The sequence below is a fragment of the Luteibacter sp. 9133 genome (genome assembly GCF_000800155.1).
Lineage (GTDB): Bacteria > Pseudomonadota > Gammaproteobacteria > Xanthomonadales > Rhodanobacteraceae > Luteibacter > Luteibacter mycovicinus.
The window spans coordinates 99,152-122,897 of sequence record NZ_JUHO01000001.1; the positions used below are offsets into that span (position 1 = coordinate 99,152).

At 63.9% G+C, this 23,746-nt stretch carries 21 protein-coding genes; 11 read left to right on the top strand and 10 right to left on the bottom strand.

From position 1 onward, the window contains the following. Positions 1 to 82 precede the first annotated feature (82 nt). The gene (locus tag FA87_RS00330) at positions 83 to 709 is read left to right on the top strand and encodes a TetR/AcrR family transcriptional regulator (protein ID WP_197056526.1); all 627 of its coding nucleotides are present in this window, start codon (positions 83 to 85) and stop codon (positions 707 to 709) included. Between the two features lie 2 nt (positions 710 to 711). Here the strand turns inward: FA87_RS00330 and FA87_RS00335 are convergent, their stop codons facing one another. Then, entirely contained in the window at positions 712 to 1,293 is a 582-nt protein-coding gene (locus tag FA87_RS00335) for a TetR/AcrR family transcriptional regulator (RefSeq protein ID WP_036116739.1), read from the bottom strand. Positions 1,294 to 1,401: 108 nt separating this feature from the next. On the opposite strand from FA87_RS00335, the gene FA87_RS00340 reads away from it, so the two are divergent. Beyond that, a complete protein-coding gene (locus FA87_RS00340) occupies positions 1,402 to 1,941 on the top strand; it encodes a hypothetical protein (protein ID WP_197062344.1) in 540 nt (179 codons plus the stop codon). Positions 1,942 to 1,960: 19 nt separating this feature from the next. Here FA87_RS00340 and FA87_RS00345 read toward each other — a convergent pair whose 3' ends face one another. The 4 genes from FA87_RS00345 to yghU all read right to left on the bottom strand — a co-directional run bounded on the left by FA87_RS00345 (position 1,961) and on the right by yghU (position 7,921). After that, complete coding sequence (locus FA87_RS00345) at positions 1,961 to 4,387, bottom strand: response regulator (protein ID WP_052191052.1); 2,427 nt, start codon at positions 4,385 to 4,387, stop codon at positions 1,961 to 1,963. After that, entirely contained in the window at positions 4,384 to 4,854 is a 471-nt protein-coding gene (locus FA87_RS00350) for a response regulator (protein WP_036116735.1), read from the bottom strand. Before FA87_RS00350 ends, FA87_RS00345 begins: the two co-directional genes overlap by 4 nt. After that, a complete protein-coding gene (locus FA87_RS00355) occupies positions 4,851 to 7,055 on the bottom strand; it encodes an ATP-binding protein (RefSeq protein WP_239708923.1) in 2,205 nt (734 codons plus the stop codon). Before FA87_RS00355 ends, FA87_RS00350 begins: the two co-directional genes overlap by 4 nt. Before the next feature lie 257 nt (positions 7,056 to 7,312). Then, positions 7,313 to 7,921, bottom strand: coding sequence for a glutathione-dependent disulfide-bond oxidoreductase (gene yghU / locus FA87_RS00360; protein WP_239708926.1), 609 nt, complete (start codon positions 7,919 to 7,921; stop codon positions 7,313 to 7,315). A 593-nt stretch (positions 7,922 to 8,514) separates the two neighbouring features. Here yghU and FA87_RS00365 point away from each other — a divergent pair. After that, positions 8,515 to 11,475: an autotransporter outer membrane beta-barrel domain-containing protein gene (locus tag FA87_RS00365; protein ID WP_043691599.1), complete on the top strand. Its 2,961-nt coding sequence runs from the start codon at positions 8,515 to 8,517 to the stop codon at positions 11,473 to 11,475. A gap of 5 nt (positions 11,476 to 11,480) precedes the next feature. On the opposite strand, the gene FA87_RS00370 is transcribed toward FA87_RS00365, so the two are convergent. Together FA87_RS00370 and FA87_RS00375 are read right to left on the bottom strand one after the other, a co-directional pair. Continuing rightward, positions 11,481 to 12,617, bottom strand: a complete 1,137-nt coding sequence (locus tag FA87_RS00370; protein WP_043691602.1) for an NAD(P)/FAD-dependent oxidoreductase — start codon at positions 12,615 to 12,617, stop codon at positions 11,481 to 11,483. A gap of 143 nt (positions 12,618 to 12,760) precedes the next feature. After that, positions 12,761 to 13,642 (bottom strand): LysR family transcriptional regulator, encoded by an 882-nt coding sequence (locus FA87_RS00375; RefSeq protein WP_043691605.1) that lies wholly within the window; start codon positions 13,640 to 13,642, stop codon positions 12,761 to 12,763. Positions 13,643 to 13,767: 125 nt separating this feature from the next. On the opposite strand from FA87_RS00375, the gene FA87_RS00380 reads away from it, so the two are divergent. Genes FA87_RS00380 through FA87_RS00390 form a run of 3 tightly spaced genes read left to right on the top strand, consistent with a single transcriptional unit; the run spans position 13,768 to position 15,909 of the window. Next, entirely contained in the window at positions 13,768 to 14,400 is a 633-nt protein-coding gene (locus FA87_RS00380; protein WP_036116721.1) for a glutathione S-transferase N-terminal domain-containing protein, read from the top strand. 35 nt (positions 14,401 to 14,435) lie between these two features. Next, positions 14,436 to 15,203 (top strand): enoyl-CoA hydratase/isomerase family protein, encoded by a 768-nt coding sequence (locus FA87_RS00385; protein ID WP_043691608.1) that lies wholly within the window; start codon positions 14,436 to 14,438, stop codon positions 15,201 to 15,203. A 13-nt stretch (positions 15,204 to 15,216) separates the two neighbouring features. Further along, positions 15,217 to 15,909 (top strand): peroxiredoxin-like family protein, encoded by a 693-nt coding sequence (locus FA87_RS00390; RefSeq protein WP_036116717.1) that lies wholly within the window; start codon positions 15,217 to 15,219, stop codon positions 15,907 to 15,909. A gap of 69 nt (positions 15,910 to 15,978) precedes the next feature. Here the strand turns inward: FA87_RS00390 and FA87_RS00395 are convergent, their stop codons facing one another. Then, positions 15,979 to 16,896 carry a LysR family transcriptional regulator gene (locus FA87_RS00395; protein WP_043691611.1) on the bottom strand — a complete coding sequence of 306 codons (918 nt, stop codon included), beginning with the start codon at positions 16,894 to 16,896 and terminating at the stop codon, positions 15,979 to 15,981. Positions 16,897 to 16,993: 97 nt separating this feature from the next. On the opposite strand from FA87_RS00395, the gene FA87_RS00400 reads away from it, so the two are divergent. Both FA87_RS00400 and FA87_RS00405 read left to right on the top strand, forming a co-directional pair. Continuing rightward, positions 16,994 to 18,004, top strand: a complete 1,011-nt coding sequence (locus FA87_RS00400) for a zinc-binding alcohol dehydrogenase family protein (RefSeq protein WP_043691614.1) — start codon at positions 16,994 to 16,996, stop codon at positions 18,002 to 18,004. Positions 18,005 to 18,185: 181 nt separating this feature from the next. Next, complete coding sequence (locus FA87_RS00405) at positions 18,186 to 19,160, top strand: alpha/beta hydrolase (protein WP_081996411.1); 975 nt, start codon at positions 18,186 to 18,188, stop codon at positions 19,158 to 19,160. Here the strand turns inward: FA87_RS00405 and FA87_RS00410 are convergent. Beyond that, a complete protein-coding gene (locus FA87_RS00410) occupies positions 19,087 to 20,001 on the bottom strand; it encodes a LysR substrate-binding domain-containing protein (protein ID WP_043691616.1) in 915 nt (304 codons plus the stop codon). The two genes, FA87_RS00405 and FA87_RS00410, sit on opposite strands and share 74 nt — an antisense overlap. 268 nt (positions 20,002 to 20,269) lie before the next feature. On the opposite strand from FA87_RS00410, the gene FA87_RS00415 reads away from it, so the two are divergent. The 3 genes from FA87_RS00415 (at position 20,270) to FA87_RS00425 (ending at position 22,584) form a co-directional block, all read left to right on the top strand. Further along, positions 20,270 to 21,124: a PA4780 family RIO1-like protein kinase gene (locus tag FA87_RS00415; RefSeq protein WP_043691619.1), complete on the top strand. Its 855-nt coding sequence runs from the start codon at positions 20,270 to 20,272 to the stop codon at positions 21,122 to 21,124. A gap of 168 nt (positions 21,125 to 21,292) precedes the next feature. Next, a complete protein-coding gene (gntA, locus tag FA87_RS00420; protein ID WP_275041279.1) occupies positions 21,293 to 22,006 on the top strand; it encodes a guanitoxin biosynthesis heme-dependent pre-guanitoxin N-hydroxylase GntA in 714 nt (237 codons plus the stop codon). Further along, on the top strand, positions 22,003 to 22,584 hold the full coding sequence (locus tag FA87_RS00425) for an urea carboxylase-associated family protein (protein ID WP_043691622.1): 582 nt from the start codon (positions 22,003 to 22,005) through the stop codon (positions 22,582 to 22,584). Before gntA ends, FA87_RS00425 begins: the two co-directional genes overlap by 4 nt. A 106-nt stretch (positions 22,585 to 22,690) precedes the next feature. Here FA87_RS00425 and FA87_RS00430 read toward each other — a convergent pair whose 3' ends face one another. After that, positions 22,691 to 23,578, bottom strand: coding sequence for a manganese catalase family protein (locus FA87_RS00430; protein WP_036116702.1), 888 nt, complete (start codon positions 23,576 to 23,578; stop codon positions 22,691 to 22,693). Between the last annotated feature and the right edge of the window lie 168 nt (positions 23,579 to 23,746).

Sequence of the window (23,746 nt, forward strand, 5' to 3'; positions counted from 1 at the left end):
TGAAAGGTTTCGTAACATTATGTACTTAGTACATATTTTGTGATATCCATATCCTATGTCTACGTCCAATGATTTCGCGACCATGGACCTCCGTGCTCGCCGACGGCTCGTCATCCGGAACACCATTTCCCGCGTTGCCAACCGCCTTTTTCTCGAGCGGGGCTTCGACCACGTGACGGTGGAAGAGATCGCCGCCGGTGCCGAAGTCGGCCGCATGACGGTGTTCAATCACTTCCCGCGCAAGGAGGACATGTTTTTCGATCACGACGAACAGGCCCGTGAACTCCTTCGCACCATTCTCCGCGAGCGCGCTCCTGGCGTCAGCCCGGGCGAGGCGTTGCGGAGGCTCGCTCATCACTTGGTCGCCGAAGGCAGTCCGTATATCCGTTTTACGCCCGGCGGCCAGCGTTCGGTGGAGACGATCGAAGCCAGCGAAACGCTGAAGGCTCGCGTGCGCGCCCTGCGCGACGAGGTCGCTCAGCTCATCGCGGTGGTCATGGCCGAGGGGGCCGGACGGGAAGCGGACGACGCCGACGCGCACCTGGCGGCGGATATGCTTCTGGCAACGTGGTCCGTCGCACTCGTCCAGTCACACCGCCGGTATCGCCGCGATCAGGATGCGGCCAGGGCCGCGGCCACCTTTCTCGCGCTGATCGATCAGGGCACGCTCGGTGTCAAGGCGGCCATGGCGGGAACGCCGTTCGGGTAGAGCTATCGTCCCGCCTCGGGCAACAGCAGCTTTCTGAGACCGTTGTCGACGATATCCGCGAACACCTTAGGCTCGCCGTACGCGCGGGCCGTGAGCATCGCTCCGTAGACGAGCGACATGAACGACTCGGCCTCCAGGCGAGCCGATCCCTGGAGCGTGAAGCGCCCCATCTGCGCGCCGCGGGTCAACAGCGTCTCGAGCCAGTTCGACAGGTCGCGGAAGTGCGCGCGTACGGCGTCGGCGAGATCGCCCGGCAGCGTCGGCAGCTCGGTGGCGAGCATGCCCGCCACGCAGAAGGGCGCCGATGCATCGGCGATGCACTTCTCCCAGTAACCGGTGTACATCGCCAGTTGTTCTTCCGGATCGAACGCCCCGGCGGCGAGCGACCGGGTCTGCTCGGCGATGATGCCGCGCGACCGCTCGACCACGGCTTTCGCCAGATCGGACTTGGACGGGAAATGGTGGTGGATGCTGGCCTTCTTCACCTGCACCTGTTCGGCCACGTCCGCGTAGCTGAAGCCGTTGTAGCCCCGCATCTGGATCAGCTGGCGCGCGGAATCGACGAGTTTCTGCTGCGTAGTCATGGGATAAGTCTACCAGCTGGTAGGTAGCGCGCGCTGGTCCAGGCATGGCACATTGACGGTCAGCCATCCTACTAGTAGGGTGGCTACTCTCCCGCCATGGACTTCCCCGTGAATACGCTTCGCAATTTTTACTATCTCCGCGCCATCGTGGCTTTTGCCTGGGTCGCCATCGTTCTTGCCGCCGCCAAGGCGCCTCCCCTGGTCGCCGGCACTCTGCTGGTCATCTACCCGGCGTGGGACGCGATCGCGAATGTCATCGACGCGCGGCGCAGCGGCGGTCTCGCAGCCAATCCGGGCCAGCGGTTCAACGCGCTGACCAGCATCATCACGGCGGTCGCCATGGCCGTCGCCTTTACGTTGCGCGGCAACGAGGGTGGCGTGCTGGTCTTCGGTGTGTGGGCACTGCTCGCCGGCCTGTTCCAGCTGGCCGTGGGCATCCGTCGCCGCAAGCTGGGCGGCCAGGCCTTCATGATGATCAGCGGCGCCCAGTCGGCACTCGCGGGCGTGCACTTCGTGTTCAAGGCCTTCGACAACGCGCCGTCCGTGGCGCAGATCGCTCCGTACGCCGCCTTCGGCGGTTTTTACTTCCTGCTGTCGGCGCTGTGGCTGACGTTCAGGAAATCGCCACGGCCGGTCACCGTCGCATAAGGCGCAGGGCGCGCGCTCGTCAGCGCGCGTCCCTCTGCTGGGATCGCCGTGAATCCTTTTCCTGCGCACCGTCGACAGCGAGACCTACCGCATGCGCCAGATCGGAACGCGTGAACGGTTTGGCGAGAATACCCGCGTCCCTGACCGTGTCTTCGTTCGCGGCGAGGTTTCGCGGGTAGCCCGACATGAAGAGCACCTTCAGTCCGCTCTTGATGCGCCGGGCCCGCTGCGCCAGTTCCCATCCCGACATGCCGGGCATCACCACGTCGGAGAGCAGCAGGTCCACGGTGACGTCGGGGCGTTCGAGAAGCCTGATGGCCGACTCGCCATCGTGAGCTTCCAGCACGCGATACCCGAGATCCCGCAGTACCTCGACGACATAGGCACGGACATCGTCGTTGTCCTCGGACACCAGGATGGTCGCCTCCCGTTTCTCGTTTTCACCGCTGCCGATGCCGCCATCGTGCGCCACCGGCAGCGCGCTCATGGAGCGCGGGAAAATCAGGGTGACGACGGTGCCGACACCGACCGTCGACTCGAGGAGCACCTGCCCGCCCGACTGCTGGACGAAGCCGTACACCATCGACAAGCCCAGCCCCGTCCCCTTGCCGACTTCCTTGGTCGTGAAGAACGGCTCGAACACGCGGGCCATGGTCTCGGCGGACATGCCTTCGCCCGTGTCCTTGACGCGCAACATGACGTATTGACCCGGATCGAGACCGGGAAGACGGGCCGTATCGCCTTCGCCCAGGTGCGCGTTGCCAAGCTCGATGGTGAGCGCGCCGCCCGACGGCATCGCATCCCTCGCGTTGACCGCGAGATTCAGCAGTGACGCCTCGAACTGGGCCGGGTCGAGTTCCACGGACCACACCTCCGGCGCAACGATCTTCAGCTGGACCAGTTCGCCGAGTGCACGCCGCAGCATGTCGCCCATGCCGAGTACCTGGGCCCGGCAGTCGACGGGTTGAGCGATCAGCGGTTGCCTGCGAGCGAAGGCCAGCAGCCTCTGTGTGAGGCTTGCCGCGTTGGATACCCCCTTCAGCGCATTATCGAGCGCCCGCCCGGACTTCTCCGCCGAGTCCGGACGGTCGAGAAGCATCTTCACGACTTCGATGTTGCCCGTGATGATCGTCAGGATGTTGTTGAAGTCGTGAGCAATGCCACCGGTGAGCTGGCCGATGGCCTCGATCTTCTGAGCCTGCTGCAGTGCGCGCTCGGCCTCGCGGCGCGCGGTGGTTTCCACAGCCTCGGCCACCATGGCGGTAATCGCGCCCGCGGGGTCGCGTAGTGGACGGAAGGAGAACTCGAAACTGCGCAAGCCGGTCGCCAGTTGCAGCTCGAACTCCTGACGCGACGATCTACCGTCCGCGGCGCCGGCAATGGCCGTCTCCACGACGCTCGCCGATCCGGGTGTCGACGCGAACCAGGCGGACTCGCTCAGCCGCTGGCCGCGCACTTCGCGCTTTTCCAGCAGTACCGCGGCGAGCGAGGCGACATTCGCATCGATGATCGTGCCGTCGGGCGCAAGCAGGATCTGCAGCTGAAAGCTGGACTCGAAGATGGCCTCCAGCCGGCTCTCACTGCCCTGCAAGGCCACGGAGTGATCGATCACCTGGCGCTCGAGCGAGCCGTTGGTTTCCTTGAGCGCGAGCTCGGCACGCTTGAGCTCACTGATATCGCGCGCGAGCATGTAATAGCCGGCAATCGTGCCGTCGGATGCGATTTCGGCCACGCAGTCGATCTGGGCGTGCCGGGCCGCGTCACCGGCGTGTCCGGGCAGCTCGATCTCGAAGGTGGTGCGTTCGCCTGCGATGGCGCGTACGAGGAACGGCTCGGCGCCGGCGAACCAGTCTCTTCCGAAGACGTCGCCGGCATGCATGCCGACCAGCCGGTCAGGCGCGAGGCCTACCCAGTGCCTGTGCGCGTCATTGGCGAACAGGTAGCGATGTCCGGCATCGAGGTGTCCGATCAGGGCGGGAAGCGCATCGGCGATCGACTGCAGGCGCTCCTGGCTCAGTCGCAGGTTTTCCTCCGCGAGGCGAAGCTTGTTCAGCTCTTCGTTTTCGCGAAGCCCGCGCAGGATGGCATCGGGCAATCGCTGGAGCCGTTGCTTCACCACGTAGTCGCGGGCGCCGCGTTTCAGTGCCTGGACCGCGAGTTCCTCGGTCAGGGTGCCGGACACGAAGATGAAGGGCAGCTCGGGCGCGTGTTCACGCGCCAGCACGAGCGCGCTGTCTCCATCGAAGCCGGGCAACAGGTGATCCGACAGGATGACATCGAAGCGACGTTCGAACAGCGCCGCAAGGAACGTGTCGCGCGTCCACACCCTGTGGATGGCGACGCTGAGCCTGGCAAGGTGCAGCTGGGCCGTGATCAGTTCCGCATCGAGCGCGCTGTCTTCCAGCAGCAGGATGCGTATCGGCGTGCCGGGTACCGCTTCGATCATGCGTCGCGGCTCGAGGGGAGAATGGGACGGATGGGCGGCGGCGGCTGGTTGGTGATGCCCCAGAACATGCCGAGTCCCTGAATGGCCTCGAAGAATTCCTTGAAGTCCACCGGCTTTACGACGAAAGCGTTTACGCCCAGCTTGTAGCTGGCCACCAGGTCCTGTTCCTCGCGGGACGAGGTAAGCATCACGATCGGCGTGCTGCTCAGCTTGGGATCGCGACGCACCTCCTCGAGGACTTCCAGGCCGGTGAGCTTGGGCAGCTTCAGATCGAGAAGAACGACGACGGGACCGCCGTGGGTGGCGTCCACATACTTGCCTTCGCTGCGGAGGTATTCGAGCGCTTCGACGCCGTCGCGCACATGAGTGACTTCGTTGAGCAGCTGGCAGCGGGACAAGGCGGCCAGGGTGAGCTCCGCGTCCTTGGGGCTGTCTTCAACGAGAAGAATGGGTCTGAGATCCCTCACGAATGGCCTCTTACTGAATCGGGAATGGAAAAATAAATGGTCGCTCCCTGGCCGAGTACGCTCTCCGCCCAGGTCCTGCCTCCATGACGGCTGACGATCCGACGCACATGCGCCAGACCGATGCCTGTTCCTTCGTATTCTTCTACGTGATGCAGGCGCTGAAAGACGCCGAAAAGTTTGTCGACGTAGCGCATGTCGAAACCGCAACCATTGTCGCGCACGAAAAAGATCGACTCCTCGTCGCCACGCTCGTGGCCCACTTCGATGGCTGGCTCGGGACTGTCCCGTGTGAACTTCAGGGCATTGGAGATGAGGTTCTGCCATACCAGTCGCAGCATGGCCGGGTCGGCCTTGACCGATGGCAGCGTCGCGATGGTCCATCGGATGTTGCGGCCGAGCGCCTCCATCTCAAGACGTTCCCTGACGTCCTCGACCAGAGTGCCCATGTTGATCGTCATGGTGCCCATGGTCGAACGGCCCAGCTGCGAGAAGCTCAGCAAATCGTCAACCAGCCGACCCGCCGATTTGGCCGAATCCACGATGGTGTCGAGGAAGCGTCGCTCCGTGTCGTCCAGCCGGTCGTTCGCGGCCGAGGCCAGCAATTCCGAGTAGCCGACGATATGACGGAAGGGTGCCCGCAGGTCGTGGCTCACCGAATACGAGAAGGCTTCCAGCTCTTTGTTGCTGCGTGTGAGCTTCTCGTTGAGGAGCGCCATTTCCTCGGCTTTGCGCAGCACGATGTCGACGATGGCGACGCGCAGATCCATGGCCGCGTCGCGATCGACATCGGTCCATGGCAGCGAACGAAGTCGCACCGTCTCTTTCCATGCTTCAAACGACAGTCGCGGCGAAATCTTCTCGCCAGAAATGACTTTGCGTGGCTCGCCGCCCCAGCGTACCGTCCGGATGACCTCCGGCCGGAACCAGATCAGATAACTGTCGTGCAACTGCGAGATGGTAATCGCCAGCACGCCGCTGGCGCGCTCGGCATACGCTTCGGCCGCCGGCCATTCGGTCGGCAGACGGTCCGTGCTGAAGACATCGTCGTTGCCCCGGCGTTCGGTGAGCCAGGGAATCAGCGCGCGCACTTCTTCGTCGGTGGGGCATTCGCCGATGAGGATGCATTCATCGTTCTGCACGATGGCGGCGCCGGACGCGCCGGTCACGGCGAGGAAGCTCTTCTGGTCGCGCTTGAGCGCAAGAATGAAGTCCTGTTCACCCGACATGCGACCCAGCAGGTGCATCTGTGAGGCGCGGCGCATGGCGCGCTCCTCGACGTTGCCGACGCGTTCCTTCTCCGCGATCTGCAGCGAGAGGATCTGCCCGATCAGCTCGCATGCGGTACGGACATGGTACGGAACACGCTTCGTCGCCTCGTTGTGGCAGGAGATCAGACCCCACAGGTGGCTGTCATGCAGCAGGGATATCGACATGGAAGCGCCCGTGCCCATGTTGCGCATGTATTCCAGGTGCATGGGAGACACGCTGCGAAGCACGCACGGGCTGAGGTCCGTGGGCGGCGCGGCCCGGTACTGTGGCGCGCGAACGAGCGGGGTGCTCCGGTAGTTATTGTCCGCGATCAGGCGGACGCGGTTGCGCCGGTAAAGCTCCCGGGCCTGTGCCGGAATATCCGATTCCGGGAAGCGCAGGTCCATATAGGACGGCAGTACGTCGTTGCGGTCCTCGGCGATAACCGATCCGTTCCATTCCTCGTCGAAGCGGTAAACGAGCGTGCGATCGAAATGCGTCAGCTGGCGCACGTACTGCGCACCCAGTTCGCAAAGCTTACCGATGCTGGACGCCTGCTCGATCTCACTCATGAAACGGCGGATAACGGGATACAACGCCTCGAGCGAGCCGGACTCACCCGGCAGTGACTGCTCGAGTTCGACGATCAGCAGATTGGCATCGGTGCGATGCGCGAGAGCGTGATGCTGGCCATGGCTGCCCAGGGCCAGCATGCCCAGATAGCTCGACGTGCCGACGTCCAGTGCGGTGATCGACTCCGACCACCCGGACAGGTGGCCGCCCAGCACGCTGTCCAGCGCCGCGCCCAGCGGCTCGCCGAACGCCTCCACGATGCGGGCGTCAGCGACGGCACACTCACTGACCGTGAGCGTTTCGGGGTCGATGACCAGCACGACACCGTACGGCTGCACGGCGCCCGGGGTGCGAATCGGTTCGTCAGCACAGTTGGACAAGTCAAGCGCCGGTGCGGTCGCGATTTGCGATTGCATAAAAACTCCAGCCACCGATCGTCTTCACGCCCTGCGCGTGGAGAACACCGACCACGCGGCACCCGCCGCGATGGCCTTAATCAGCTGATGCAGCGTCAACGGCTAAGCGCTTTATGTTGCCCGAAAGAGTCCGGCATTCCCACATCAAACGTGCCACTTTGACATGGGTGAAAACTATGTGAAGGCGTCGCCCCATCGGCCAAGGCTCCGCATCCTCATCGTCAGTCCAGATCGCTGGCCTGGTGCCGCTCGGGCACCTGGCCGGCGGGATCGCCCATCACGCGGTTCACTTTCCGGCCGCGGACCACCGCGCGGCGCGACGCCACCTCCCTGGCCCAGCGCTGGAGATGGGTGTACTTGCCGACATCGAGGAACTCCGCGGCGCCATACAACTGCCCCAGCACGAGGCCGCCGTACCACGGCCAGATGGCGATATCCGCTATCGAGTAGTCGTCGCCCGCCACGTAGCGATGCGTCGCCAGCTGGCGATCGAGCACGTCGAGCTGGCGCTTGGTCTCCATCGCATAACGGTTGATCGGGTATTCCAGCTTTTCCGGCGCATACGCATAGAAGTGACCGAAACCGCCGCCGACGAACGGTGCCGACCCCATCTGCCAGAACAACCAGCTCATGGTTTCGGCGCGGGCCGACGGTTCGGTCGGCAGCAAGGCGCCGAACTTCTCGGCCAGATACACGAGGATCGCGCCGGATTCGAACACGCGCGTCGGCGTGGGCGTACTGCGGTCGACCAGCGCGGGGATCTTGGAGTTGGGATTGACCTCGACGAAACCGGACCAAACTGGTTGCCCTCGTTGATGCGAATCAGCCACGCATCGTATTCGGCCCCGGCATGACCCAGCGCCAGCAGCTCCTCGAGCATGATGCTGACTTTCTGCCCGTTGGGCGTAGCCAGAGAGTAGAGCTGCAATGGATGCTCACCGACCGGCAGAGGCGCTTCATGCGTGGCGCCGGCCACCGGCCGGTTGATGTTGGCGAACGCGCCGCCGCCGGTGTCCGGCACGGTCCAGACCTTGGGCGGTACGTACGGTGTAGTGTCACTCATGGATATGGCGCTCCGCTGGATTGGGGGCCACGACTGGCTACGTGGCATCAGCGTTCTATGGGTACCCATGCGGTGAAAACCCAGTGGGGCGAGCTCGCCGCCAGCGTTTGCAGTTCGTCCAGGATCGGCCGCATGACACGGCCGTCCCGGGAGCCCCTGGGCTGCGCCGGCGGCAGGCCCTGATGTCTGACACCAATGCCTCCTTGTTGGCATAGCCGTCCGGGCAGGTTGCGATTTCGCCCAGTCCGTCACGTACCGGTTGGCAAGTTTTTGCTAACTTTGCCGAAAATGCGCAAAGTCCCCCGCCGCTGTTGTCCGGCGCGAAGGTGGCTGGCGCCAGGGGCAGGGGACAGGGGCGACATGTACATCAGCAGTCGGATCGAGTGGAACCGCGAAACGCGGCGCATGGAAGTCATTACCGAATACGTACCGGGGGAGCCACCCGAGGAGCCCGAGGCGCCACGCCGCCCCGTCAATCTCGGCGCGTGCCTGGTCGTCACGGCGGCGGTCGCCACGACCGTGCCGACTAGCGCCTGGAGCGCGACGACGACGTCGATCTACCAGCAGGCTTCCGATGCCGAGCGCTCGCATATCGATGGCAGCGGCGTGCGCGTGTTTCATTACGACGGCGGTATCAATCCGCTGTCGTTCAATGGGCCGGGTGTCGTCGATTCGCAGGGCGACTACCCGGACATGTCCGCCTATAAGAACAATGTCTACAAGGTCGACGGAAATTACGTCGGGCTTTACGACAGCGCCAGCGATCCCGGCGGTATTGGCTACGGCGCGCTCGCCAGGAAGAACAATCACGGCCCGTGGATGAACTACACCCTGCTCCAGCAGGCGCCGGGTGTGACATTGCTGACAGGCTGGACCAGCAACTGGGCGCAGACCTTCGCCGTCGCCAGCGATCCCAACGGGTATCACGCAAGGGTGATGAGCGCGTCGGAACTCGTCTGGTATGGCTCGCTCCAGCCGTCGGAAATCGCCGCGCTCGACAAGGTCGTGGCCAACGACGGCCTGCTGCTGCTTGCCGCTGGCAACGACCCATCGTGGGCGAGCACGGTTCCTGTCGGCATGTCGCCGAGCTATGACATCAAATACTTCGGGCACGTCATCCCGGTCACCGGGACCAATCAGTACACGGGTGATTTCTCGACCAACCTCACCTCGTGCCACGGCGCGAAGTACTACTGCGTGGCGGCCCCTCAGGGCACCTTGCAACGCGACGCGGACGGTAACCCCATCCGCTCCGCCAACGGACGGTATCTCTACAGCAACGGTGCCGGCACGTCCTGGTCCGCCCCCAACGCGAACGGCGTCACCGCCGAAGTCGTGCAGCGCTATCCGTGGATGACGGCGCGCAACCTCACGGAAGTGATCCTCGGGACGGCCGATCCCCGGGGTACCGACAATATCGACGAGAACACCGGCTGGGGCGAGGTCAATCGCGACGCCGCCATCGGCGGCTACAAACAGTTCGCCTGGGGCCAGAGCAAGCTGGCCATTCCCGCGGGACAGGTGGCGTACTTCGACAACGATATCGGCGACGAACGCGCCGACGCGGTCACCACCGGCATCTACAACAACGATGCCGCCACGCTGGGTAACGTCAGCACGATGCTCGCGGGCGGCTTCGACAAGTCCGGCGACGGCACGCTCGTGCTCAACGGCGACAACACCTATCACGGCAGGGGCAACGTGCTGGGCGGCATGGTCGTCGTCAATGGGCGCAACGACAACGCGGCGTTCGCGGTGAGCAAGAGCGCCATCCTCCAGTCCGGCGACAACACCGCCGGCATGTCGGTCGGGTCGCTGGACAATGCGGGCACGCTCGCGCTGCGGCACGTGGGCACGACGTTCGACGTCATGGGCGATTACACCGGCCACGATCTGAGCCTGCTGCTGATCAACACCTATCTGGGCGACGACACGACGACCCGGACGCCGGTGCTGCACGTCCACGGCAACACCACGGGCACGTCCATCGTCGCCATCGCGAACGCGGGCGGTCCGGGCGGACTGATCGCGGGTACACCTTCGAGTCAGGACGGCCACCTGCTGGCGCAGGTCGACGGTACGTCCGGCGGCGAGTTCGTGCAGGAAGGCCGCGTCGTCGCGGGCGCATACGATTACTTCGTGCGGCGTGGTACCACCCATGGTGTGGCCGCCAGCAAGAACTGGTACCTGAGCAGCACGCTGACGCCGGTGCCCACGACGCCGGTCACGCCGCCTGCGACGCCCGATCCCGGCGCCGGTTCGACTCCGGATGTACCGGCAGTGCCCACGCCGCCCGGCGACACGGCGACGCCGCCCCCGGTTGTCGTCACACCGGCTACGCCCCCCGTATCGCCGACGGATGCCCCGCAGCCCCCGGAGATCAACGCGATCCGCCCCGAAGGCAACATTTACCTGGCCCAGTCCGTCGCCGCACGATCGATGTTTCAGGAGGGTCGCTGGCTGGGCAACCGTCTGGTCGGTGCCATGCCGGAAGACTGGGATATGCGTGGCTCCGTATGGATGACAAACCAGCATAGCGACCGTCGTTACGAGGCCAGTGCCGACGGCGGCACGATCGCGGCACAGGACAATGTCGTCCAGGCGGGCGCGGGTGCGATGGTCGGTGACCATCTGGCGATCGGCGCTCGCGTCGGTTTCGGCGATACCCATACGTCGACGCGCTCGCCGCTGACCGGCTTCCACGCCACAGGTCGAACCAGGGGGACGCAGCTGGGCGTCTACGCGGATTACCGACAGAATCCGCAGGGCCTGTCCGGCTTCTCGGCGACGGCGGAACTTTCGGGCGCACGTTACCGCAACGAAGTGCACGGACAAGGTCTGCCGTCCGAGAGCTACCGGCTCACCTCCACCGATCTCACGGTCGAGGGTGCCTATGACAGTCGCTGGCCGATGGGCGGCGACAAGGCGATCGTGTTCCGTCCGCATATGGCCGCCGCCCAAAGCCGGCTGCAGCGCGAGCAGCACGTCGAGGCGGGCGCTACGCGCGTCCGGTTCGACAGCCGTCCGAACACGCAGGTGCTTGCGGGCCTGCAGGTGGCGGGCGACCTGCGACAGATCGGCGATACGCACTGGATGCCGTATGCGGGTTACGACCGTATCCACAACAACCACTCGCCGCGGATCGCCATGGACGATACGAGTCTGTCGACGCGCGCGATGCGCAACGTCAGCCGCTATACCGTGGGCGCGGAGGCCCGGTTCCTCAACGGATTGCATCTTCGGCTCGACGTGCGCCACGAACACTCGGGTAAGGGGCTGAACGACAACGTGGCGCAGGCGTCGCTGGCGCTCGCGTTCTGAGGCGGTCAGTGTGCGCTGAACAGCTCGACGACGCTGTGTGGTGCGTCGTCGCCGAAGAAGCGCCGATGGTTGTGTGCCGTCAGCGCGGCGAAGTGCGCACTGCGAGGGAAGAGCGCCGCTTCATAGGCGGTGAGCGCGGCCTCGATGTCACCCGGATGCTCGCGTAGCGCCAGAGCCAGCTCGGCGCCGTCGAGAATGGCGAGGTTCGCGCCTTCGCCCGCGAAGGGCGACATCAGGTGGGCGGCATCGCCCAGCAAGGTCACGCCTTCGAGGCGCGCCCAGCGGTGATCGATCGGCAACGCGTGGATCGCGCGCACGATGGGAAGCGTGTCGCTGTCGGTGACCAGAGCTCTCAGCGACGGCGCCCAACCTTCGAAGGCTTCCGCCACACGGCGGAGCGCATCCTTTGGCTCGGTGAAGTCGAGAGCGTCGATCCATGTTTCCGGCCGGTTCAACGCGACATAGGTATGCAGCGTTCCGTCGGCATACCGGTGCGCGAGGATGCCCTTGCCTGGTTGAACCGCCATCAGCGTACCGTTGCCGATGGCCTCGGCGCTGACTCTGTGTGTCGTATCCCCATCGAACAGGCGTAACTCGACGAAGGTGGTACCGACGTACGCGGGCCTGGCGGAAGACAGCAGTGGCCGGACCTTCGACCAGGCGCCATCGGCACCGACCAACAGGTTGGTGGTCATGGTCGAACCGTCCGCGAAGACGAGCTCGTGCTGGCCATCGCCAAGGCGGCTCGCCCGCGTCAGCTTGCGGCCCCACTGGATGGTGTCGTCCGGCAAGGAATCGATCAGCAGCTGGCGCAGCGCGCCACGATCGACCTCGGGCCGAGCGGTGTCGGGCGATCCCGGTTTATCGAGCAGAACCTCGCCGTTCCTGTCGACGATGCGCTTCGCATCCTCTCCCGGGAGGGCGAGCGCGAGAAACGCCTCGTAGAGACCGGCCGCCTTCAGGCCGATCTGACCGTTGTACGCGTGGATGTCGAGCAAGCCGCCCTGAGCTCTCGCCGTCGCCGATGTTTCGGCTTCGACGATGGTCGAAGCAATGCCGTTGATGTGCAGCACGCGCGCGAGGGTGAGACCGCCGAGGCCGGCGCCGACAATGGCGATGCGTGAGGTGTGCTGGACAGTCATGGCGCGCTCCTGAGGCCGACGGATATCGGTGGGAACGCTGGCCGACCACGCGAAAGCGGGGTGACTTGTATTCGGCTGCCCCGATCGGGACGTGGCAGCCGTTTTTCGCGGTCTTCGTGGGCGAAGGATCGCACGCGCTTTCGTTAATGGCCAGCCAGTGCTCCCTGCACGAACGAAGCGAACTGCCTGGCTTTCGCGCTGGCCAGCCGGCCCGACGGATAGACGGCCCACAGATCGATGGATGGCAGCGTCCAGTCGGCCAGCACGCGTTTGACCGTGCCGCTGGCGATCTCGGCGGCAAACATCCAGTCCGAGGCGATGGTCAGCCCCATGCCCGCGAGCACGGCAGCGCGGATACCTTCGGCGGCGCTGAAGCGCGCGCGACCGCTGACTTGCACGGAAACTTCGGTACCGTCACGCGTGAATGCCCATGCCCCGACGAACTGGCTGCCAGCGATGACCTGATGGTCCGCCAGGTCGGCCGGTCGCTTCGGCTCGCCCGCACGTTTGAGGTAAGCCGGTGTCGCGAGGAGCGAGCGTCCACCCGTCGCCAGCTTCTGTGCGACGGCGCCGGAGTCATTCAGCGTACCCATGCGCAGCGACAGATCCACGCCCTCCGCCACGAGGTCAATGACGCGGTCGTCGAGAATCATGTCGACCTGCAGTTCCGGATGGTCCGCGAGGAAACGGGGCAGGTGAGGCACGACATGCAGACGGGCGAACGTCGTCGCCGCCGAAACGCGCAACCGGCCCGACAGCCCGAGGCTCGCGTCGCGCGCCGCCAGTTCCGCCTCGTCAGCCTCCTGCAGCGAGGCGGTAGCCCGTTCGTAAAAGCGAAGGCCCGCCTCGGTCGGGCTGAGGCCGTGGGTCGAGCGGTTCAACAAGCGGACGCCGAGCCGGTCTTCCAGCTGCGCCACCGTCTTGGACACAGCGGGCTGGCCGACGTGCAGCAGGCGCGCCGCGGCGGAAAACGAGCCGGTGTCGACTACCCGGACGAAGGCGGTCATGGCCTGAAAGCGATCCATGGGTATTCCTCAAAGGAATGAGCATTATCGCTTCGCGCCATCTGCCGTGTCGATGGGCGCAGGGCCACCATGTGCTCATCCGGCGGCAACCGATGCCGCTCAGAACCCTCCGAGGAGCCCATCGCATGTTTCACGTCCACGCCTTCGCCACCCCCAACAGCATCAAGGTGCCTGTCGCCCTTGAGGAACTCGGGCTCGACTACGAACTGCATGGCGTCAACGTCAAACAGGGCGAGCAGCGCGCTCCCGCCTTCCTCGCCCTCAATCCGAACGGCAAGGTGCCGGTGCTGATCGACGCCAGGGCCGGAGAGACGCTGGTGCTGACCGAGTCTGCCGCCATCCTTGTTTACCTCGCCGAACGTGAGGGCAAGCTTCTCCCGGCGACGGGCGAAGCACGAGCCCGCGTCTTCGAGCAGCTGTTCTTCCACGCATCCGGTCTCGGCCCGGCCTTCGGTCAGAGTGGTTTCTTCCAGCGCCAGGCGGCCGAGCCGCAGCCCCTCGCTATCGAGCGCTTCAGCAAAGAAGCGCAGCGCACGCTGGGCATGCTCGACAGCGTGCTCGCGCTGCGCCCCTTCGTCGCCGGTGACGACTACTCCATTGCCGACATCGCGCACTTCGGCTGGCTCTGGCGCCGCGAATTCGCCGGTGTCTCATTTGACACCACGCCACACGTAGCCCGCTGGTACGACGCCGTTGCAAGCCGACCCGCTACTCAGCGCGCCATCGCGAAGATCAACGCCCTCGTGCCTTCCGCCTGAACTCTCCCGACTCACACACCACAGGAAACGCTGACATGTCCCGCTTCGATTCGTACCGCAACCGCTACGCCAATGCTTGCCTGACCCGGTCCGACACCGGCGTCCTCGAAGTCGCATTGCACACCGATGGCGACAAACTGGTGTTCAACGGTCACACCCATGAGCAGTTCGTCGATCTCTTCCACGACATCGGTTCCGATCCGGAGAACCGCGTGGTCATTCTTACCGGCAGTGGCGATGCCTTCATGGACGCGATCAGCCCGGAGGGTTTCGACTTCTTCACCCCGCTCGGGTACGACAAGATTTTCCGTGAGGGGAAAAAGGTCCTGATGAACATCCTCGACATCGAGGTGCCGCTGATCGCCGCACTCAATGGTCCGGTGCTGTTGCACTCCGAATACGCGCTGCTCGCCGACATCGTACTGGCAACGCCCGAGACCGTTTTCCAGGACAAACCGCATTTCGATTTCGGCATCGTCCCGGGCGACGGCGTGAACCTGCTCTGGCCCGAAGTGATCGGCAGCGTGCGCGGCCGCTACTTCGTGCTCACCCGCCAGGTGCTCGACGCGAAGACCGCGAAGGAATGGGGTGCGGTGAACGAGGTGGTCCCCGCCGCCGACCTTCTGCCGCGTGCACGTGAAATCGCCGAGTCGCTGGCCGCGCTGCCGCCACTGACCGCGCGTTATACCCGCATCGCGCTGACCCAGAAACTGCGCCGCATCGTCGATGAAGGTGCGGGCTACGGTCTGGCACTGGAAGGTATCAGCGCGGCGGAAGTCGCCCGTTCGATGGCTCAGGCTTAAGGAGAACAACGCCATGTCCCTGCAAGAACGACTCGACGCCTTCAAGGCCGACTTCGAAGCCGGCAAGCCGCCGTATAGCGTCCCCTATACGGTCATTGAAACCATGCATCGCGCCACCGCCGAGCTGATCGCATCCGGCGCAGCCACCCGCGCCCTGAAGGCGGGTGACAAAGCGCCTGCCTTCACTCTTCCCGATCCCGATGGCAGGCCGGTGTCCTCGGACGACCTCCTTCGTACCGGACCGCTGGTGATCAGCTTTTACCGGGGCGTGTGGTGCCCGTACTGCAATATGGAATTGCAGGCGCTGCAGGCCGCGCTGCCGGAGTTCGCGGCGTTGGGCGCGAAACTGGTCGCCATCTCGCCGCAGCTTCCTGCCAGCAGCCGGAAATCGTCGCGGCAGAACGAGCTGAGTTTTCCGATTCTGTCGGACGGCCATAACGACGTGGCGGATGCGTTCGGCCTGCGTTTCCAGATGCCGGACTATCTGATCGAGTTGTACCGGGGTCTGAAGAATGACCTCCCCGCGTTCAATGGCGATCCGAGCTGGACGCTGCCCATGCCGGCACGTTACGTCATCGATCGCGACGGAACGATCCTGTATGCCGAGGTCAATCCGGATTACACGCGTCGTCCGGACCCGCAGGACATGCTGCCGGCGCTGCGACAGGCGAATGCTGCGCAGCCAACATCCTCGCTCGATGTATGAGCAACTGTGCTTGAATGGGTAGCGGTTAGCGGGTCGGGGGTGTCTGGCACCTCTGACTCGGGACTTCGACTAGGCAGCAGGAAAAAGGCTAGCCGCCAGCTCCTCACATCGATCACGCAGAAAATCCCTCAACTGCGTGATCGCCGGGGTCAGTCGCGACCGGTGCGCACATACGAGATTGAGCGGTGACGGCTCGCAGTGGGCATGCGGAAATATCTCGCGCAGACGACCGGATGCAATGTCATTGATCAAGTCCAGTCGCGACTTATAGAGCAGGCCTTCACCCGCCACGGCCCAGCGTCGTACGGCATCCGCGTCATCGCTGACGCGGTTGCCCGTTACGGTCACCGTCTTATCGCCGCCAGGCAGGGTGAACCGCCAGCGCTCGTGGACCTGCTCGCTCCAGACGAAACGCAGGCAGTTGTGCCTGCGCAGGTCGTCCACGCCCGAGGGTGTGCCGTGACGTTCCAGGTAAGCGGGCGAGGCGCAGAGCGCCCGCCGATTGTTCTCGATCAGCGGCATGGCCACCAGCGACGAGTCCGATAACGGGCCGTAGCGCACGGCGGCGTCGACGGGATGCTTCACGAGGTCGGCGAGTCGATCGCTCAGGCGTACATGCAACGACAGGCCGGGGTGCCTGTGCTGGAAGATGTCCAGCCAGCCCAGCAGCAGATTGCGGCCCAGGTCGGATGAGACGGACAGACGCAGCGTTCCCGACAGCGCCTCCTGCGCATGCTCCAGGGCCTGCTTGCCCTGAAGCTGCGCTTCGAGCATCGCCCGGGCATGCGGGAGATAGCGTTCGCCGTCTTCGGAGAGCTGCATGCTGCGGGTCGAGCGGGTGAAGAGCCGGGCCTCGATGGCCTTTTCCAGCCGCTGCACCGCCACGCTCGCCAGGCCCGGCGCGATATTGAGTTGCCGGGCGGCCTCGGAGAAGCTGCCTGCGTCCACAGTCTGAACGAATATCTGCACATCATCGAGCCGGATCATTATCGTGATTTCGCAGAAAGTGTTAACGATGTTTAGGGATTTTTCCTGAATCCACGTAAAGACACAATGTGCTCCTCGCTAACAGAAGGGTGCACCCATGAAAGCCATCGGCTTTTACAGCAATCAGGCCATCGACCATCCGCAAGCGCTCCAGGACATCGAGGTCCCCGAGCCGACGCTGCGTGACCACGACATCCTCGTCGAGGTGCGGGCCGTGTCGGTCAATCCGGTCGATACCAAGGTCCGGAAGCATGGCGACATCCCCGCGGACGGCGCGCGCATCATCGGCTGGGACGCGGCAGGCATCGTTCGCGCGACCGGACCGTTGGCCACACGCTTCAAGCCGGGCGACCGGGTCTGGTATGCGGGCGATATCACGCGTCCGGGGAGCAACAGCGAGTTGCAGGCCGTCGACGAGCGCGTCGTCGGCCCGATGCCGACGTCATTGGACTTCGCCGAGGCGGCCTCGCTTCCGCTGACCGCGATCACCGCATGGGAATTGCTGTTCGACCGCCTGCGTATCCACGAGGCCGACCCCACCGAGAATCAGGTGCTGCTGGTGACCGGAGCCGCCGGTGGTGTCGGTTCGATCCTGACCCAGCTTGCGCGTCGGCTGACCGGTGTGACGGTGATCGGTACGGCGTCCCGCGCTGAAACACGCGATTGGGTTCTGCAGCATGGCGCGCATCACGTCATCGATCACAGCCAGCCGTGGGAAGACCAGCTCAAAGCGCTGGGTATCGAAAGCGTCGACTACCTCGCCGGTCTGAATGCCAGCGCCGTCTACGTCCCGCAGATTGCCGCCGTCATGCGCCCGGAAGGCAAGTTTGCGCTGATCGACGATCCCAAGGCCCTGGATATCGGACCGTTCAAGAACAAGTCCATCTCGATCCATTGGGAACTCATGTATACCCGGCCGATCTTCACCACCCGAACCATCGCGCGACAACATGCGTTGCTTCGCCGTGTCGCCGAGCTCGTCGATCGCGGTGACCTGGTGCACACGCTCACGCAGCGCATTGACGGTTTCGATGCCGCGGGTCTGATCAAGGCACATGCCCTCGTCGAAGCCGGAAGCATGATCGGCAAGGTTGTCGTGGTGCGTTAACCCCTCCCATCCTTCTTATTGACGGACACAGCCATGACAGTAAAGGCACTCGCCACCAGTCGCCTGCGCCTTGAATCCGGGCTTCCAATTTTTTGAAGTGTTCGTCCGATACTTTCGAATTTTATCGATGAGCAGATGGGGTCATCATTGACGGTGCCCATTCACGACGCTGGTGAACCCCATGCTTTCCACACTAATCCTTGCCGCGGCGATGATCGCGTCGCCCCATGCGGTAAGCGAAGAAAGCACGCGCATTACCTATCATCGAGCGGTGGTCGGCGGCGTCGGCATCTTCTATCGTGAAGCCGGCTCGCCATCGAACCCGACGATTGTCCTGCTGCACGGCTTTCCTTCGTCTTCGCGGCAGTTCAGTGCGTTGATGCCGTTATTGGCCCCCCGTTATCACCTGATCGCCCCCGACTATCCGTCATTCGGGCAAAGCGATACGCCAGACCCCGCGAACTACGCATACACCTTCGATCATCTCGCGGAGACCATGGACGGTCTGCTGGAGCAGCTGGGTCTGTCTCGCTATTCGCTTTACCTCCATGACTACGGCGGGCCCGTGGGCTTCCGACTGATGACAGCCCATCCCGACCGTGTCGAGGCACTCATCGTCTCGAATGCGAATGCCTACACCGAGGGCCTCGGCAAGAAATGGGAGCGCATTGCTCAGTTCTGGGAACGTCCGGACGCGAACGAGGACGTGGTCGACGCATTCCTCTCGGAAAAGGCCACGCGGGAGCGTCACACATTGGGAACGCGTCATCCGGAGCGATACGATCCCGACGCATGGACCGACGAGTACACTCATCTCTCCTTGCCTGGTCAGCACGCGATTCAGGCGAGCCTTTTATTCGATTACCGCACCAACGTCGCGAGCTATTCGGCATGGCAGGCGTGGCTTCGGCGATACCAGCCGCCGACACTCGTGGTGTGGGGGAAAAACGACCCGTCTTTCGTCGCGGCAGGCGCCCAGGCCTACGCACGCGACGTGCCCAAGGCCGAGATTCACCTTCTGGATGCGGGCCACTGGCCGTGGGAGGAGGCGAATGCCGAGATCGCCGGGTATGTTCTCGGATTCATGGATCGCGCGGTACCGCGGCGCCTTGCGGACGCACCAGTCGCAGCGCCTCATCGACCGCCATCTCGGTGAGCCCTTCCGCCGCATCGTGCAGCTGCCCGTCGGCGACGTGAAGAAAGAGAGGAAGCGTCCGGGCGTGAGGCAGGCCGGCAGGTGCGGGGTCGATGACGCTGAGATGCGCAGGTACGCTCATCGTGGCGCGCAACGTGATCCCAAGGCCGGCTTCCACGGACGCCCAGACGCCCGCAAGGCTCGGCGTCGCGACGGCGATGCGCCAGGGGGTGCCCGCGTCGTCGAGAAGGGACGTCGCGGTCGCGCGGATCGCGCATGGTCCGTCGGCGACCACCAGCAGCACCGGCTCCGAGTAGCCGCCCCGCGCGGGCGTGCCGTTCGTCGGACCCACCCATGACAGATCCACGTCCGCGATCTGTCGCGCGTGCTTCGAGGTCGGGTGGCTGCTCCATGCGAGCGCCACGTCGAGCGTTCCATGGCTTATCCGCTCTATCAGCGACGCACTCTGTTCGATGTACACCTCGACTTTGACGCGTGGATACGTCTTTCCGAAACGGTGGAGCACCGAAGGCAACCATCGCTCCGCGAAGTCCGCGGGTAAGCCAAGCCGGACCGAGCCCTCGAGGTCCGGCGCGCGCACCGCACGCACCGCGTCATCGTTCAGCTCGACGAGCCGTTTTGCGTAGCTCAGCAAGGCATGGCCCGGCTCCGTCAGGACCAGTCCCCGGCCGGATCGCTGCACCAGCGGGAGCCCGATCTGGTCCTCCAGCTTGCGCAGCTGGGCGCTGATCGCCGATGGCGACCGGCCCAGTCGGGTTGCAGCCCGCGCGAAGCTTCCCAGCTCCATGCCGGTGACGAACGTCCGTAGCACGTCGATGTCGAGATTTACCCGCGTTCGCATGATTCGCCTGATTTGCGCGATAGCCGCGCTAAACGCACCGCCAGATCAAGGTCGGAAGTATGCCGTTTTGTCGCCGATACCGCCGGGTTGTCCTGGTCGTAACCGGCCTGCTCTCTTCGCTGGCCAGCGCCGCTCCCCCAAAGGGAAGCCTTGAACGGCTGAATGGGCGCCGCGCCACCGCCGCGGGGTGAATTGGCGCTAAGTACAGGAAAATGTGAGAATTAAGGGTTAATGGCAGTCTCCGCCATGCCACCGACCCGTAAATAAATTGAAGATCCCCCAAGGCCTGCAGCCGTTGATCGACGACGGCATCATCGACGACGTGCTCCGGCCCCTCAAAAGTGGCAAGGAGGCGGCGGTGTACGTCGTCCGTAGTGGCGACGACGTGCGCTGCGCCAAGGTCTATAAGGACATGGCGCACCGCAGCTTTCAGCAGCGTGTCCAGTATCAGGAAGGCCGCAAGGTAAGCAGCAGCCGCGAGGCGCGCGCTATCGGCAAAGGCAGCAAGTACGGCCGCAAGCAGCAGGAAGTCGCCTGGAAGAACGCCGAGGTCGACGCGCTCTACCAGTTGCGCGACGCCGGCGTTCGCGTCCCCGAACCGTTTGGGTATTTCCACGGCGTGCTGGTGATGGAGCTGGTTACGGACGCCGATGGCTTGTCAGCGCCCCGCCTGGGCGAGGTCGATCTCAGCACCGCGGATGCCCTGGAATATCACCGGATTCTGGTCCGGCAGGTCGTGTTGATGCTGTGCTCCGGACTGATCCACGGCGATCTCTCCGCGTACAACGTTCTGATCGGGCCGGATGGCCCGGTCGTCATCGATTTTCCGCAGGTCGTCAGTGCGGCGGGTAACAATGCGGCGCGCACGATGCTCCTGCGTGACGTCAACAATCTCACGGCCTACCTTGGACGTTCGGCGCCGGAGTTGCTGGAAACATGGTACGGCGAGGAGATGTGGGCTTTGTTCCAGGCTGGCGAGCTCCGGCCCGATACCGAGCTGACGGGCCATTTCGAGCCGGACGAAAGCGAAGTCGATCTCGACAGTATCCGGCAGTCGATCAATGACGCCCGGGAAGAGGCGCTGATCCGCCAGCAGGGACGTGAGGCGGCGGAAGAAGACTAGGTTGCTTGTTCAGCCGTGGCCGTGACGGGCGGAGAAGTGCATGCTGCCCGGGGCGCGAGGAGGCAACGCGGGCGCGGCTCAGAGCATCGGCCCATGTGAACAGCGCGTGCCCCTGATGAAAGCGTGCGACCACATTGATCGCGATGCGCTCACGACGAGCCGCCCGCCATTTCACGGGCACAGCCTGACCATGAGAGCCTTACAGAAGCGGGCGCACTCATGTCGGTCTCATCAGTAACTTCAGTATTCGCAGCGCACCTTTCCAGCCAGCAGTTCCCGTGTCTTGCCGCAAAAACGGCACATGCCCGCGATCAGGTCACTCACTTCGAGGCGACCGACCTGCGCTGCGGCAAAGACGATGCGGCCATCGCCGCAGCGATCGAGGACTTTGCCACGCGTCGCAAGCCCGAGCACGTGTTTCATAGCCTGGTGGTGCATTTCCCCCGGACGCCGTCGCTCGACGAAGAAGCCTTCGAGACGCACTTGTTCGCGCGCCTTCAGGGTATTCATGAGGTCGACAGCAAGCGCTTCGCGTGGGACGAGACGGTCAGTGCCGATCCCACCTCCGAGAAGTTTTCCATGAGCGTCGGCGGCAAGAGTTTCTACGTGATCGGTCTTCACCCGGGCGCCAGTCGTGCGGCGCGGCGCCTGGCGCATCCGGCCATGGTGTTCAATCTGCACGCTCAATTTGAATTCCTGCGCCAGCAGGGACGCTACGACAGGCTACGCGAAGCCATCATCGAGCGAGACGTGGAACTGAATGGCACCGCAAACCCCATGCTCGCTGTCCATGGCGAGAGCTCCGAGGCCCTGCAATACAGCGGCCGCCACATCGAGGGGCCATGGGAGTGCCCGTTTAAGCCAGTGGGGAGCAAGCAATGACGACGGTGATCGAACCACAGAGCGGTGTCGCCTTCGTGTTGCAAGCCGGGCAGACGCTGACCGTCATCGATCCCGAAGGTGAGCAGGTGGCGGATCTGATCGCCTTTGCCCTGGCGGATAAGGCCGAGGTCCTGTCATCGGGTCGGACGCTCGATTATGCGAGCAAGATCTACCTGTCCACCGGCGATCTTCTCTATTCAAACCGCAGCTCGGTGATGCTGGAAATCACCGAGGACGACGTGGGGCGTCACGATTTCTTGCTTGCGCCATGCTCGGCGGAGATGTTCCGGAAGCTTTACGGACACACCGAGCCTCATCGTGGCTGCTTCGGCAATCTGCGCGCGGCACTTGAGCCACACGGCATTGTCGGAGATCAGATTCCGACGGCCTTCAATGTCTTCATGAATGTTCCCGTCAACGGCGAGACAGGTACGCTTACTGTCGAGCCGCCGTTGAGTAAACCAGGCGATAAGACGCGCTTTAGAGCGCACATGGATCTCATCATCGGACTGACCGCATGTTCGGCGGGCATGTCGAACAACTTCCGGTTCAAGCCCATCCACTACGTCATCGAGTGACGGCTCTCCGGTCGATATCGGACAGCTCATGTAGAAAAGGTGCCCGCGATATCGCGGGCACCTTTTTTTCGCGCTGTCGCTTAAAGCAAACGTGAGGAACGCGCGCTTACTTTTTCGGTTCCTGCTGAAGGACGCCCAGATCGGCACCCGTCACTGGATCCCGCGATGGATCCGACGCCCCGCGAGTGGCAAAGAGCCCGACCACTGATTCCTCGTCACTCGACAGGTCGACCGACGCCTTCCCATTGCCACCATCGACGGGAATGTTCGTGTCATCCGGCGTCATCACTTCCCACTGCTCACCGCGGTTCCAGGGACCCGCCGCGTCGCCTTCACCCGTAGACGTGTTGACGTACAGGCTGGTAAAGCGCGGATCGCCCGGCAACTTACCCGGCGGGAAGCTCTTGTCCATGGAGTAGAGCGCCTTTTCGAACGATTTCTGATGCGCGATTTCGCGGGTCATGAGAAAAGTCAGTGCATCCTTGACGCCGACGTCTTCGGTCACGTTGATAAGGCGCTCATAGACGATCTTGGCCCTCGCTTCCGCAGCGATGTTCGATCGCAGGTCGGCGGTCGGCTCACCGATGGAGTCGACATAAGCACCCGAAAACGGCACACCAGCGGAGTTGATCAGCGCGGGGCCGCCGCCGAACAGCACCTGGGTGACATGGCTGTCATTGCCAGCGCCTTGCAGGGAGCGGAAAAGCTCGGCTTCCGATTCGACCGCTTCTGCCAGCCTGCCTTTCGCGCCCCGGTTGAGCATGGCGACGAGCGAACCAATCACCTCGAGATGGCTCAGTTCCTCGGTGGCGATATCGAGCAACATATCTTTGCGGCCCATATCTTCTTCAGCCAGAGCCTGCGTGAAGTACCGCATAGCGGCGGCTAACTCACCCTGCGGTCCGCCAAACTGCTCGAGAAGCAGATTTGCAAGTGCAGGATTGGATTCCGAAACGCGAACGGTGTACTGAAGTCGCTTGTTGTGACTGAACATTGGCTTGCACCTGTGTGCTGGCTGACTGAGTACCGAGTGTCCGCCATGCCATGTGTTCAACCGGGACGACGCGCGTGACGGCGCCATGGACATGGATGAAATACGGTAGGTAAAGGTACGGTTGCGCCGGCTCACTTTGTGTGAGTGGCTATTCGTCGAGCGTCTGCG